Source organism: Actinopolymorpha pittospori (genome assembly GCF_014873875.1).
GTDB classification, from domain to species: Bacteria; Actinomycetota; Actinomycetes; order Propionibacteriales; family Actinopolymorphaceae; genus Actinopolymorpha; species Actinopolymorpha pittospori.
Map to the genome: position 1 here is coordinate 334,996 of NZ_JADBEM010000001.1, position 12,743 is coordinate 347,738.

Below are 12,743 nucleotides of genomic sequence, written 5' to 3' on the forward strand. Positions count from 1 at the left end.
CCGGGGCCGGTGTGCAGTTCGCTGACGGCGCCGCATCCGAGACCGCGGCCGCCGTCCGCTTCCTCAGCCAGCTCCGGGTGGTCAGCTCGATGAACGACGGCCACATCGTCGACGGCTTCGGATCGCACACCCCGGCAGTGCACGCGACTACCGGGTGACCACGCGGGTGCCCGCCACCAGGTCGTGCAGCGCGGCCCGATCGGGGCGTAACAGCATCAGCGCCACGGTGGCAACGATCAGTCCGTAGCAAAGCACCAAGGCAACCACCGCGACCACCGAGTCGTCCTCCCCCGTCCAGAATCGCAGCACGGCAAGGTGGGCGAGCTCCCACGGCAACAGTTTCACGGCGTTGCGGGCCATGACGCGGACCTGCCCTGCCCTGCCGCTGCCGCTGCCGACGGTCACAATCAGCTTGGCGCGCCGCTTTCCCCACGTGGCTTGTACCGTGCCGGCCTCGGTCACGACCAGATAGACCCATACGGGCACTACGCTGAGGCCGGTGATCGCCAGGTCGGCCACGACCAGAGGTGCACCGGCCAACCGGTCCAGCGGTCTCAACCCCAGCAGATATAGCCCGGCCAGCAGCGCCAGCCAGCCAACGATCAGCAGGTAGTCCCATCCCAGCGCGACCATCCGGCGCACACGAGGACTCGCCTCGCCTGTCATCCTCACGACCTCCCGCTCGCAAGCGACCTCAAGCTCGACAGCACCCTCACCGGTGGCGATGTGCTCACGTCCCAGGCGTAGAGGTGTTCATGGATCGCTTCTTGTGCCCGATCCACTCACTTGTGCGCTTTGTCCGTGCCTGGCCGGCGTCGTCGCCCTCCGCCACGAGGCGAGCGAGCTCTGTCACGTCTCGACTCCCCTGCCGGTGACTTCGTCGTAGAGGGCGGGAACTCGCGCTTGACCCAGGCGCGGGTGTCCGCCGAGAGGAGCCGCCAGCGCCGGCGCACGTACCGGGTCAGGTCGGCGTGCACCACCGCGGAGTCGGTCTCGGCGCGCGCGGCGATCTCCTGCGCTGACACCCAGATCCCGTCGGGGATCCGGATCGGCCGGTTCGGTGTCTTCGGCTGGTTAGGCACCTGGAGCTCCGTGGCTTGGGTGTCGTGGGTGGGGTTACGGAGGTCCGGCGCTCGATCAGGCCTGCGGCCCGTCCGGGTCAGCCTCCGTGACGGTCAGCTCCTCGCGCTGGTAAGCCTGGGCGCGGCGACCGTTAGCGAGGTCGACCCAGATGTTGCCCTCCCAGTACGAGGGGTCTGGAGACGGGACGACGACACCGACTTCGCCGGCGTGGGCGCCGGTCCCGATTCTGACAGTGTCACCAGGTTTCGGCTCCCTTGGCTGAGCTGCCGCCGGCGGCGGCTGGTTGAACACCTCAGCCGGGACGGCGAACGGCGCCTCGTGGTCCTGGATCTGGTCCTGCCTGTGAATCTCGTCGACCTTCTGCTGCAAAGCCGTCTGTGCGACCATGCGAGCCTCGTCGGTCAGGTCGCCCGCCGGGACGTCCCAGCTGATGCCGGCGTCGATGATGGGCTTCGCGGCGGCACGAAGGTCGTCGATGTCGAGAAACCCGAACTGGTTCACCTGCTGGCCGGACCGGATGTGGATGAGGGACCAGTAGCCGGTGAACCCATCCAGTCCGACTGCCGGCGTGATCGCGAGGCCGGGGGCGATGACCTCGCCGACCAGAGTGAGTCCAGGAACCGGTGTCCTGATTGCGACGAACTTCGCTGCGAAGGCCTCGGCGGCGGTGGTGGTCGACAAAGCGTGGTCCCCGTTCTGTGGTGGTGGGAACCTCAAGTATCACAGGTGCATATGCACCGTGCGAAAACTTCCGCCGCTGCATCTACCTAGTAACGGGCTGGAAACGGTGCGTGCAGCGACGCTTCGGCCTCACGAACCAGCAGTGGTTCATGCCGTACGCCCTGCCTCGAGCGGCCCCTGCGCACGCCAGGGCGTAGAGGGTGACCAGCGCGAACTCCTTGCCCTGATCTCAGGTCAACGTCCGGCGTAGCCAGGCCAGGAGAACCCCCAACGCTGTCGCGATGCCCCCCGCATCGCCGCCGCGGTCGGCCTGCCGGTAGGAACGTGAACGAGGATCACGGAGCGGGTGCGTCGCTCGACGAGCGTGCCGATAGCGGGCGCCGAGGCGGCGTGATCGTGTGTCGACCACGCCGCATCGTCTCCGTGCGACTGGTTCCCTACCGCTTACCCCAATGCCGTCTTCTCGTCGGTGCGCACGACGTAGTACGGCTGTTTCGACAGGTCCCCATCCGCTCGATCGCGTGCAGGCGATCCCCAATGGCGCGTTCGGCGACCGGGCAGCCATCTCCAAGCCCACACCGTCAGCGAGGTGTGTGAAGAGCCGTGTCCCGGGCCGATGACCTGACGTCGGTCGTCACCATAACATCACGTCATGGCGGGGTAACACCTGTAGCCGCCCAGCTTCCTCTTGAAGCGTGATAAGAAAGCCTTACAAGTATGGAGTGATTTTGGAAATCCAATCACCTTAGGTTTTGTTCGAAGGAATCGAACGCGTGAGTTGAGCGTGAGACTTGATCTCGGTGATACAGGCAGTTTCACCACGTGGTGATGATCGTCGACGCCACGCTGAAGAGTGGATCCATGCCGGGAGCTGCCGTGGCCACGTGTCACGCGGCCTGTCGCACCGCCGTCCCAAGACGATTGTCGATCAGGTACCGCCAGTGTCCATCGGCGCCGCGGCGCACGGTATCGCTTGCTGTGCCTTCGACGTGCACGTGCTTGCCGTCGGGACCTGTGCCATCAACTGCCCAGTCCGCCACGATCTGGGCGGTATCGCCGGCAACGAACACATGGCGCGCGCTGGCCTCCAGTCGCAGGCCGAGGTGGAGTTCGGCCATGATCTCAGCGGGATCAGTGACGGTTCGCCCGTCGTCCGCGACGAGCACGGCCCCCTCGTACAAGCTCTTCAGCGCGCTGACCTCGCCGGAGTTGAATCGCTCAACCAGCGACGGGATGACGCCTTCGGGTTCAGTGGGGAGTGAATAGGACTCGGACATCACGGTCTCCTATTCGCGTTCGTATTCGTGTTGGTTGAACTGCGATGCGGTCATCCTAGCGCGGGTGAATCGACATTTGCTTGACGATCACGAGGAGAGCTCGATGCCACTGCTCAACCCAGAGAAGCCCGCTCCCGCCCCGCCCTGGGGTAGCCATGGCTAGTCGGCACAGGCCGTGCGGCACGACGACACGATCTACATCTCCCGACAGTTCTCACATTGGCGCGCACAGCTCCACGCGCCCGAACCAGCCGACACGAACAACGCGATCACCGACTTTCTGCGATGGCGGAGCAGATGCGGCAGACGTTAGCCAACGCCGAAGAAGCGCTGAACCGCTCGTAGGTCCCGCGAGCCCATGAGGTTCGGCCTCTTAGCTGAGAGAAGGTCGGTCCTGGCAGCCCCGCTGGTGATGTGCTCACGATGGGGCCATGGACAACCAGACTGTCTGTGCGTCCGACTGGCCCAGGCGCCGGGGTCTGGTGCCTCTCACACTGGTGAACCGAAAGTGCCGTGCAGGCGAGGACTGTGGAAGGGAGGGTGCCCGATGAAGGCGATTGTGGTGACGGATGAGGCTGCGGGAACGGCCAGGATGACGCTGGTGGAGCGGCCTAAGCCGCCCGGGGCGATCAACGACGTCGTTGATCAGGTTCATGTGTCGGGCTTCGTCCCGACTGAACTGGAGTGGCTCTCGACCTGGACCGATCGCGTCAACCGTGACCGAACGCCGTCGATCCCCCGGGATTCTCTCTCGCTCAGAGAATAAGGTAAACACTCGAGGGCTATCCGGTCCTGCCATCGAACAACATCATGGATGGACTCATGGCTAATCAGAAACTCACATCGGCAATCCGCAGCGTGGATACGGCGTCCGGCCGCATCGGCTACGCCGAAGAGGGCTCTGGCCCTGTCGCACTCTTCGTCCCTGGGGCGGTGCTCAATAAGCACGTGTGGCGTCATCAACTTGCGGGGCTTTCTGACATCCGCCGCTGCATCGCGGTGGACTTGCTTGCGCACGGCGACACCGAGATCGAACCTAGCCAAGACGTATCAGTCACTGCCAACGCCCACATGATCAGGGAATTCCTCGACGCTCTCGGGATCGATCAGGTCGACCTGGTTGGCAATGACAGCGGTGGCGGCATCTCGCAAATCTTCGCGGCGCTCTACCCAGAGCGGGTACGGACCTTGACCCTCACCAACTGCGAAACTCACGACAACTGGCCCCCCGAGACGTTCCAACCCTTCCTCGATATGGCCGCCAGTGGTCACCTTAGTGATACTTTGCACGCTATGTTGGCCAACAAGGAGAACTTTCGTTCCCCCGATGCACTCGGTGTCGCCTACGAACGACCCGAGGACGTCTCAGACACCGACATTGAGACCTATCTTCGGCCGCACTTGCGTAGCGAACAGCGCACCCATGACTTGGAGCGTTTTTTGGCGGCGTTCGACAACAGCCACACACTTGCGATCGAGTCTCAGCTGCGTCAATTGCAGGCCCCGACCTTGATTGTCTGGGCAACAGACGACGTCTACTTCCCAGTAAGATGGGCTTACTGGCTGGCGGAGACCATACCTGGGGCAATGCCCCCAATCGAGCTAGCCGGCGCGCGACTCTACTTCCCCGAAGAACGAGCCGACGAATTCAACGAACTCTTGCGCAGAAACTGGCTAGACGATTTTTCGTCGTGAACGCGGTCCTCGATGCAGTCCGCTCCAGCGGCCATTCCAGCGACTATCGAGGTCACCCTGCCCGCAGGATTGGCCGCTGTCGATGCTACCGGCGCGGCCGTGATCGCGATCTTGCTCGAGATCAGCTCCGACAGGCCCACCCACTCGGCCGCCCCCGTCACAGGGAGCCTCGCCCCCTCAGGGGAGTCCGGCTCGTTCTCGGTCCCGCCGAAGGCGACATTCGCCTTCCAGCACCACCCACGCTATGAGAAGCCCACAGTGATCCGGCTGTTCGACAACGGCAACAAGATTTTCGCCCGACCCGGGTCGTCTGGTTGCGCGTCAACCCGGCCGCCCGGACCGCCTCGCTCGTGTGCAGCATGAGCATCCCCGGCATCCAAGCCAACGCCATGGGCAGCGCACAACGCCTGCCCAACCGCAACGTTCTCGTGTGTTGGGGTTCGGCTGCCCGGCTGACGGAGTTCTCCCCCACCGGCGAGGTCCTTTTCGACGCCACCCTGCCGCACCCGTCCTACCGCGGCTTCAAATACCCGGCGCCGCTGAACCCAGGCAACCGCCGCTGTCGCCCTCGCTTGGCCGCCACGGTCTGGGCGGGCAAGCGAGGGCCCAGATCGCGGAGCTGTCCGCGACGGTCAGCGCCGCCGCACGGATCTGGTCATCAACGACCCGATCGCCTCCCGCCACGGCTCACCGCGCTCATCGAGGAAGTACACAAACGGCTGGAGGCCCTCGCTGCACGGGACGGCCGGACGCCACCGGGCGGCGATCGTCGCTGCCCGTCACGCCCACGACGCCGCGCACTGACGGCGAATCACCCAAAGCATCTTCGACGCGGGAGTTCGCGTTTCGGGGATTCCGGTCTGGTCGGGGGAGCGTTGCCTTTCCGTGCGCGATCGGGTGAATCTCGGCGCGGACCCGAGGAGTTTGGCAGGTTTCTCCGGGATCTTTGGGGCAGCTCTCAGAGTGGTCTCAGCTGACGGGGAGAACCTTGGGGCCATGACCGAGACCACACCTTCGGGACAGCCGGACCGCACTGACGGATCGGCGCCCTCCGCGCATCAGCCGGCTGAGCCCCGGTCCGTGGGCCAGCCGATCCCGTCCAGTAACTCGGGCGGTTCTGGTAGCTCGGGCGGTTCTGGCGGATCCCCCGTCGGCGCGGGTTCCAGCGCTGAGGCGGAGTCCGACGGTGCTTGGGAGCACACCCGGCCGCTCCCCGACTTCGTCCCGCCGTACGCGTACGGCCAGCAGCGGCCGCCTGGACAGCCGCCGTTGCCGCCGTACGGTCAGCGGCCCGGCGGTGGTTGGTCCGGTGGTGACCGGCCGGGGGGAGACGGGCCGGGGAGCGGGTCCGGCTCGGGGCGGCCCCGTCGGCGCGGCGCGGCGGCCGTCGTCGCGCTCGCGCTCGCGGCTGGCCTGGTCGGCGGAGGGGCCGGGACCGCCGCCACGTACTTCCTCACCCGTGGTGAGGGTGGTTTCAACTCCACGGCACTTGACCAGCCGGTGGCGAGGTTCGAGGGCGCGTCGAACGCTCCGGCGGGCAGCGTGCAGCAGGTGGCGAACAAGCTGCTGCCGAGCGTCGTGTCGATCACGATCGCGACGTCGCAGGGTTCGGGTAACGGCAGCGGGATCGTGCTCAGCAAGGACGGCCTGATCCTCACCAACAACCACGTCGCCGCGGCGGGCCAGGGGGGAAGCCTGAGCGTGACGTTCAACGACGGGAAGACGGTGAAGGCGTCGGTGGTGGGGACGGACCCGGTCACCGACCTGGCGGTGCTCAGAGCCAGCCGAACCTCCGGGCTGACCCCCGCGGTGCTCGGTAGCTCCGGGGATCTGAGCGTGGGCCAGAACGTCGTCGCGATCGGGTCGCCGCTCGGGCTCTCCGGCACGGTGACCTCGGGCATCGTGAGCGCGCTCGACCGACCGGTTCCCAGTAGCGACTCGAGTGAGGACCAGAACACCGTCATCGACGCGATCCAGACCGACGCGGCCATCAACCCCGGCAACTCCGGCGGCGCCCTGGTCAACATGGCCGGTCAGGTCGTGGGGATCAACAGCTCGGCGATCCTGAGCGGCTCCGGTGAGCAGGAGGGCGGCTCCATCGGCCTCGGGTTCGCGATCCCGATCGACGAGGCCAGGCCGATCGCCAAGCAGTTGATCGACGAGGGACGCGCCGAGCACGCCCAACTGGGTGTGACGGCCGGGGCGTCCGCCAGCAGCAACGGAGTGACCAACGGCGCGCAGGTGCAGAACGTCACCGCGAACGGCGCGGCCGACAAGGCCGGCCTGCGGGAGGGCGACGTGATCACCAAGGTGGACGACCGCAACATCACCGACGCGGACGCCCTGGTCGCCGCGGTCCGGTCGTACCGGCCTGGTGTCAAGGTGAAATTGACGTACGTGCGGGACGGTCGGACCCTCACCACGCAGGCGACCCTCGGGACCGACGGTGGCAAGGCCCAGCAGCCTGTGCAGCCCGAGCAGGGAGGCCAGGACCAGTCGCCGGGACAGGAGCAGTCGCCGGGGCAGGGGGAGCAGGTCCCGGGACAGGACGGTGGGAACCAGGACGAGCTTCCCTTCCCCGGGAATCGCTGACCAGTCGACTGACACGGCCAAGGGCGGCGTTCCGCGGGGAGGGAACGCCGCCCTTTTGTCTGCGCGGAGGTAGGCGGCCAGACTTCGGTCGCCGGCGCGATGGCGTGCGTTGCGGGGGCGATGCGGATCTGCGGTGCTGACCTTCCGCGTCCGAGAACCGTCTGTGTGCCAACCGCCCGGGTGTTCCTTCGCGTCCGCGGTCCGCCGTGTGTCGTCGGCCGTGCGCCTACCGCTCCCGGACTGCGTAGGTCAGATGCGTCACCCTCGGGGAGTGTTCCGTGCGGACCGGCTCCAGGGCCACGCGGCCCGCGTCCACGCCCTCGAACAAGCGGATCCCGGAGCCGAACAGCACGGGCGACAGCGCGATCGTGAACTCGTCGACCAGGCCAGCGTTCACATACTCCAGTATCGTCGCGCCGCCGCCCGCGAGGCGGACGTCTCGGTCGCCGGCGGCCGCGCGGGCCTGGTCGAGTGCGGTCTCGATGCCGTCGTTGACGAAGTGGAAGGTTGTCCCGCCCGGCCGCTCCCAGGGGTCACGCTTCTCGTGCGTCACGACGAAAACCGGCGTGTGGAACGGTGCCTCCTCCGGCCACATCTGCTCGCCGGCGTCGAACATGCGCTTACCCATGACGCTCACGCCGGTGCGCTCGAACGTCTCCCGCACGATGTCGTTGTCGCGGCCCTCCTCGCCGCCCCCGCCGAGCTTGAGGTTCTCCCGGAAGAACCGCGTCGGGAAGACCCACCGCTGCAGCTCCATCCACTGCCGCCCCATCAGCTCCGTCGAGGACTCGGGCGCGATGAACCCGTCCAACGACATCGACACGCTGAAGAACACCTTGCCGGCCATCAGCCCTCCGCTCCCTTCTGGACGATCTCGGTGACGTAGGCAGCCAGGTTGCTCAGGGTCTGCTGGCCGCCCTCGATCGCGTGGTACTTCTCGGCGGCCTCATCGCGTAGTTCCTTGGTGGCGAACACCGTGCGCATCTGGATCCGGGTCGCCACACCGTCGGGCTCGAAGGTCAGGACCGACTCGAAGGCGTTCGGGTCGCCGCGAGACTCACCGTGCAGCATCGCGATCCGCTCGGGCGGGGCGATGTCGGTCCAGGTGATCCACTCGTCATAGTCCGTCCCGTCCGGTCCGTGCATCACGAAGTCCCACTCTCCGCCGACGCGGAACTCGAAGGACTGCGTGGTCGTGGTGAACCCCTTCGGTCCCCACCACCGCGACAGGTGCCGCACCTCGGTGAACGCCACGAACACCATCTCCCGTGGGGCGTTGATGACCCGAGAGATGACAATCTCCCGGTCTGCCGTCGCGGACTGCTCCGGCGTTCCTCGTCCCGTCGTGCTCATTCAGCTACTCCTCTTGCCTTGCCTGCTTCAGGTCCTGCACATACGCGTCCAGCCGGTCGAAGCTCTCGTTCCAGAACTGCTCGAACCCGCCGGTCCACTCATGAACCGGCCGCAGCCCCCGGGCATCAAGGCCGTACAGGCGCTGCTTGCCCGCCTTGCGGTCCCGCACCAGCCCGACCTCCCGGAGCACCCGCAGGTGTTTGGACGCGCGCGGCTGGTCCATCCCCAGCTCCCGCGCCAGCTCGGTCACCGGCCGCTCACCCGCCCGCAGCAGTACCAGGATCTCCCGGCGCTGTGGCTCGGCGATCGCGTTGAAGACGTCCGACGTCGTTGCTGCTCGCGCCATGACGCCATCATATGCCCATATCGGCACGCGTCAAGCGAAGACGAACCTGATGGGTCTTGTCAGATGACGATCATGACCAGATGGGCCTCCGCATCTCGCGCGGTGCCAGCCGAGCGTCGCGTGTCAACAGAAGGCCGAAGGGGTTGGGAACGCAGCCACCCCAGAGCCGACGCCAGTCTCCGGCGGTGCCGCGCACGACAACAGGTCGCGCGATGGTCTGGGATCCGCGACGCCAGCCCGCTCATCGACGGGCAGGCGCGTACCCGACGACCCGGGAACCCTTGACCTCCACATCGATCGCCTTCACCACGAGGTTTTCAGGGCCGGCCCCGCGCCCAGCGTCGGCAGCGTCGGCAGCGTCGGGGACACCTACGGCAACGCCCTGGCCGAGGCTCAGACGGACCTCTACGAGACCGAACCCATCGGCCCACAAGGCCTCTGGCGCGACCTGGACCACGTCGAGATCACCACCGCCGGAGTGGATCCACTGGTTCGACACCGACCGCCCGCACGAGTCCCTCGACAACCTGACACCTGCCAGGTCGAAGACCCACTACGCTCACCGAAACGACCCGACCAAGACCGCCGTCTGGCACACAAAACCGAGCAGCGAGGCAGGACTGGGCAGCAACCCGTCGATAAGCGCCCACTGCTCATCCGTCGTATCGAGGGACAACGCCGTCGAGGGCAACTTCGCGGCTGCTGGTGGAACGACGCCAGACTGCAACATCCAGCCCCTGAGGCGACACCGACAACGACAGCGCGGCAAGATAGCGCCCGACTCCTGGTGGAACGGCGACGAAGCCGACGTCGACCAGGCGTACCGAGAGCGCGCAGTCGCTATCGACGGAGCGGGCGCGCTGCGTGTCCGAGCCCAATAAACAACACGAGTGCCAGTGCGAGCGGGAAGACGCCGGTGAACACGAATTGCTGAGCGCGCTATTGCGTGGGGTGCATCATCTGCTCCCCGGAAGCTAGATGGTGAGGCTAGCTCAGGCGTGCGCCGGTGTGCGAGCGAACCGCTGGACCAGCCGCACTATGAGCGCCTCGATCAAGAGAGCCGCCACATTGGCGAGCACAGTTCCGAGGATCTTTTCCATGACACGAAACTACGGAGCGGGCGCAAAGTCGCGGGGACCCTGACGGAAACACGGGGTGACCATCTCTTGGCCGGTAGGTGAATGGAGGTGCCGATCCCCGTCGCGTCCGTGCGGGCGGGTCACCGCCGAAGACCGGCTACCACGCCCGGAGGGGCAGCCCCGACCGGCGCTCCCCAGCACGTGGCCCACGCCATCCAAGCTTTGCAATCGGACCGTGTCTACATAATAGGCCATTTTCGGCCGCAAAGGAGACGACGAGCTCGTCGGCGCTGCCAACTACGTGTCGTAGCTCGCAACCGGCGGTGGCTGACCATCGGATGATCGGCTTGCAACTCAACCGCGGTCATGTGGGCACCTTCGGGCAAGCCCAAGGACGTTTGCCAGGACCCGGACCCCGGCTCGAGCACCTCATGGCCGCGGAGTCTGGCCTGCTTCGTCACACACGCCGCGCCCAAAATGAGCATCCACGCCTTGAGCACATCGCCGCACTTACGCAGTGCGACCATCCGAAGGCGAGCGCCTTCTCCTCATTGGACTCGTGGGAAAAGGGTCGCTTGCGACGTGACTGTCGCAGCAGCCCAGTCACGGGCGGCGGAGTAGGGCTTCATGGTGAAGCCGAGGGTGTCAGGAAGTGGCAGCCGCGCGGACATGCGGGGGTGCACACGAGGTCGCGACCACGGCGTCGGAGCACCGCTCGGCCCAACCGGGCGCGGATCGTGCCTCCCACCGGTTGGTGGGAGGCACGATCCAGGTGATCCAGGTGAGGTGCGGGGGCGATGTCAGCCGAGGACCGCCAGGATCTGGTTGAGCAGCAGGACGAGCTGGTTGAGGATGACGCTCAGCCCGGTGTTCTGGTCAAGCAGGCCGGCAACCGCGCACAGGAGGTTGCCGAGCAGGTTGCCCGGCCCCTGCTCGGCGGTGATGTTCAGGTGCACCGTGTCGAGGTGGACCGTGAGGCCAAGAAGGTCGAGGTCGACCGGGCCGAGCACCAGGTCGAGGATCTCGCAGCTGCCCGTCGACGCGTCCGTGTCGACCGGCATCGTGACGGACCTGTCGACGGCGGTAGTGCTCCCGTCGGGCCGGGTCAGGGTCCCGTCAGCCGTTCCCACCGCGACGAGGTGACCGTCCCTGGTGGCGAAGCTCGTCGGCGTGAACGTACCGGTGAAGGTGCTGCCGTCGTCGGCGGTCCCGGTCAGTGCTCTGGTGGTCGCCGCCGCGCCGTTGGAGCGGGCGACGTTGTCCGTGGCGGTCGCGGCCGATGCTGCTCCCGCGCCCACCAGAATAAAAGTCCCCAGCGTCACGAGTAAGGCGATCGGCCGGGTTAGTCGTCCGGACATGAAAGGACGTCCTTTCTCAGTTCTGATTGGGGACGATCACGACCTTGGCGACTTCGGGCACGCGTCGCAAACTACCGCCGAGTACTAATCGGTTCGACACGACCGCGAATCCTGTGAAGCGCTTCACATCACCGTGGCTACTGTGCGTGCACTATCGCGGCGCACGCTGGGCAAAGGCCGATCCTCGGTGACTACCGACATGCGTGAATCTCCCGAAGTCGCTAATGTCCCGCGCGGAGGAGCCGACTTCCGGTGGAGCCTGTGGATCTGGGGAGCACAATCGATGAGTGACACGCCCTTGTACGACCAACTGATCAACGAACGTCTCGGGCGAGGACCCAGCGAGTTCGACGGCCACGACACATGGGACGAGTCCGAGGAAGCCAAGGCGGCCTATGCGCGTGGAGTCGCGCAGGCGCGGGCGCAAGCCCAGGTGGAGGCTCGGGCCCAGGCCCGTGAGCATCCTGGTCGGCAGATGCCGGCCGAAGGGGTCAGTCGGCTGGCGGGCCGCAGGACCAGATGACCTCCGACGAGTGCACCGGCACTTCCGAGCGACCGCCTTTGCGTGACAGCTCGGGGTCGTGGTGCGCCGTAGGACTGGCAAGGTCGTTTATCGGACCCACTCCCTGGCTTCGTCTTGGTGCTCAGAAACCCACTCGTAGATACGCTCAGTTAGTGCGTCGGCGAGTGAAGCGGGGAGATCGAGGATCGTGGATGGGGGCGGCGCGTCCAGGCTGGGGGCGCCTGGCTCTTGTGCGGCGTCGAGGACAGCGCGTTCATAGTCGTACCAGTTGTCCTGCCAATGGTGGCCCTTGAACAAGGAGTCGGTGCCACGGCCAGCGGCCAGGATCTCTTCGGTGAGGAAGTCGCGGATCTGCCAGGCGATGATCTCTCCGCCGTTGCCATCGGGGCGGAGTTCGGTCTCTTGACGAATGACGACGATCCGATGGCCGCCAGCCTGAAGGTTGTCGAGGAACTCGTCGTCATGCTTCTCGCGGGCATCGAAGGCGGCGAGGCACGTCCGCACGTAGTCCTTGATCCATCCGGTCATGCGCTTCTCCTGGTGACTTAGCGTGTCCCTTGGGCACGGCCTCGCCGGCGGCGCATTGGCGCGCTGCGATGTCGGTGTCCGACGACTGTACGACCTGGATCCCGACCGTGATGACGCGATCGAGCTGATCAGGGTTCAACGCCACGACAGGCCAGTTCAGCCCTGGCTCGTTCAACGCAGCGCGGGTTCCAGCGGTGTGGGGCATACCAGAGGGCCCGTAGCTGGTCG

Annotated in this window: 14 protein-coding genes; 5 read left to right on the forward strand and 9 right to left on the reverse strand. The window is 66.3% G+C overall.

Features of this window, described 5'->3' with window-relative positions; genetic code table 11:
• Positions 1-11 precede the first annotated feature (11 nt).
• Positions 12-158 (forward strand): hypothetical protein, encoded by a 147-nt coding sequence (locus tag HEB94_RS01625; protein WP_192748306.1) that lies wholly within the window; start codon positions 12-14, stop codon positions 156-158.
• On the opposite strand, the gene HEB94_RS01630 is transcribed toward HEB94_RS01625, so the two are convergent.
• From HEB94_RS01630 to HEB94_RS01645, 4 genes are all read right to left on the reverse strand, one after another.
• Positions 148-633, reverse strand: a complete 486-nt coding sequence (locus HEB94_RS01630; RefSeq protein ID WP_192748307.1) for an RDD family protein — start codon at positions 631-633, stop codon at positions 148-150. The genes HEB94_RS01625 and HEB94_RS01630 overlap by 11 nt on opposite strands.
• A gap of 149 nt (positions 634-782) precedes the next feature.
• Positions 783-1,082 (reverse strand): hypothetical protein, encoded by a 300-nt coding sequence (locus HEB94_RS01635; RefSeq protein ID WP_192748308.1) that lies wholly within the window; start codon positions 1,080-1,082, stop codon positions 783-785.
• 55 nt (positions 1,083-1,137) lie between these two features.
• Positions 1,138-1,764, reverse strand: coding sequence for a hypothetical protein (locus HEB94_RS01640; protein ID WP_192748309.1), 627 nt, complete (start codon positions 1,762-1,764; stop codon positions 1,138-1,140).
• A gap of 887 nt (positions 1,765-2,651) precedes the next feature.
• Entirely contained in the window at positions 2,652-3,041 is a 390-nt protein-coding gene (locus HEB94_RS01645; protein WP_192748310.1) for a YybH family protein, read from the reverse strand.
• 547 nt (positions 3,042-3,588) lie between these two features.
• Here HEB94_RS01645 and HEB94_RS01650 point away from each other — a divergent pair.
• From HEB94_RS01650 to HEB94_RS01660, 3 genes are all read left to right on the forward strand, one after another.
• Positions 3,589-3,807, forward strand: a complete 219-nt coding sequence (locus tag HEB94_RS01650; RefSeq protein WP_238361381.1) for an MDR/zinc-dependent alcohol dehydrogenase-like family protein — start codon at positions 3,589-3,591, stop codon at positions 3,805-3,807.
• Positions 3,808-3,863: 56 nt separating this feature from the next.
• A complete protein-coding gene (locus HEB94_RS01655; protein WP_192748311.1) occupies positions 3,864-4,736 on the forward strand; it encodes an alpha/beta fold hydrolase in 873 nt (290 codons plus the stop codon).
• A gap of 996 nt (positions 4,737-5,732) precedes the next feature.
• Positions 5,733-7,328 (forward strand): S1C family serine protease, encoded by a 1,596-nt coding sequence (locus HEB94_RS01660; RefSeq protein WP_192748312.1) that lies wholly within the window; start codon positions 5,733-5,735, stop codon positions 7,326-7,328.
• Between the two features lie 226 nt (positions 7,329-7,554).
• Here HEB94_RS01660 and HEB94_RS01665 read toward each other — a convergent pair whose 3' ends face one another.
• The 4 genes from HEB94_RS01665 to HEB94_RS01680 form a co-directional block, all read right to left on the reverse strand.
• Positions 7,555-8,175 (reverse strand): dihydrofolate reductase family protein, encoded by a 621-nt coding sequence (locus tag HEB94_RS01665; protein WP_192748313.1) that lies wholly within the window; start codon positions 8,173-8,175, stop codon positions 7,555-7,557.
• The gene (locus tag HEB94_RS01670; protein WP_192748314.1) at positions 8,175-8,681 is read right to left on the reverse strand and encodes an SRPBCC family protein; all 507 of its coding nucleotides are present in this window, start codon (positions 8,679-8,681) and stop codon (positions 8,175-8,177) included. The genes HEB94_RS01665 and HEB94_RS01670 overlap by 1 nt, the downstream gene beginning before the upstream one ends.
• 4 nt (positions 8,682-8,685) lie before the next feature.
• Entirely contained in the window at positions 8,686-9,027 is a 342-nt protein-coding gene (locus HEB94_RS01675) for an ArsR/SmtB family transcription factor (RefSeq protein ID WP_192748315.1), read from the reverse strand.
• 1,879 nt (positions 9,028-10,906) lie between these two features.
• A complete protein-coding gene (locus HEB94_RS01680) occupies positions 10,907-11,464 on the reverse strand; it encodes a hypothetical protein (RefSeq protein WP_192748316.1) in 558 nt (185 codons plus the stop codon).
• A gap of 283 nt (positions 11,465-11,747) precedes the next feature.
• Between HEB94_RS01680 and HEB94_RS01685 the strand changes: the two genes are divergently transcribed.
• The gene (locus tag HEB94_RS01685) at positions 11,748-11,987 is read left to right on the forward strand and encodes a hypothetical protein (RefSeq protein ID WP_192748317.1); all 240 of its coding nucleotides are present in this window, start codon (positions 11,748-11,750) and stop codon (positions 11,985-11,987) included.
• 87 nt (positions 11,988-12,074) lie between these two features.
• On the opposite strand, the gene HEB94_RS01690 is transcribed toward HEB94_RS01685, so the two are convergent.
• On the reverse strand, positions 12,075-12,515 hold the full coding sequence (locus tag HEB94_RS01690; protein WP_192748318.1) for a hypothetical protein: 441 nt from the start codon (positions 12,513-12,515) through the stop codon (positions 12,075-12,077).
• Positions 12,516-12,743: the final 228 nt, after the last annotated feature.

Excerpts from the sequence above, each read along its gene's own strand:
- HEB94_RS01685 (WP_192748317.1), top strand. The coding sequence starts at position 11,748 with ATGAGTGACACGCCCTTGTACGACCAACTGATCAACGAACGTCTCGGG.
- HEB94_RS01660 (WP_192748312.1), top strand. The coding sequence starts at position 5,733 with ATGACCGAGACCACACCTTCGGGACAGCCGGACCGCACTGACGGATCG.
- HEB94_RS01680 (WP_192748316.1), bottom strand. The coding sequence starts at position 11,464 with ATGTCCGGACGACTAACCCGGCCGATCGCCTTACTCGTGACGCTGGGG.
- HEB94_RS01645 (WP_192748310.1), bottom strand. The coding sequence starts at position 3,041 with ATGTCCGAGTCCTATTCACTCCCCACTGAACCCGAAGGCGTCATCCCG.
- HEB94_RS01690 (WP_192748318.1), bottom strand. The coding sequence starts at position 12,515 with ATGACCGGATGGATCAAGGACTACGTGCGGACGTGCCTCGCCGCCTTC.
- HEB94_RS01675 (WP_192748315.1), bottom strand. The coding sequence starts at position 9,027 with ATGGCGCGAGCAGCAACGACGTCGGACGTCTTCAACGCGATCGCCGAG.
- HEB94_RS01655 (WP_192748311.1), top strand. The coding sequence starts at position 3,864 with ATGGCTAATCAGAAACTCACATCGGCAATCCGCAGCGTGGATACGGCG.
- HEB94_RS01670 (WP_192748314.1), bottom strand. The coding sequence starts at position 8,681 with ATGAGCACGACGGGACGAGGAACGCCGGAGCAGTCCGCGACGGCAGAC.
- HEB94_RS01650 (WP_238361381.1), top strand. The coding sequence starts at position 3,589 with ATGAAGGCGATTGTGGTGACGGATGAGGCTGCGGGAACGGCCAGGATG.
- HEB94_RS01630 (WP_192748307.1), bottom strand. The coding sequence starts at position 633 with ATGGTCGCGCTGGGATGGGACTACCTGCTGATCGTTGGCTGGCTGGCG.
- HEB94_RS01665 (WP_192748313.1), bottom strand. The coding sequence starts at position 8,175 with ATGGCCGGCAAGGTGTTCTTCAGCGTGTCGATGTCGTTGGACGGGTTC.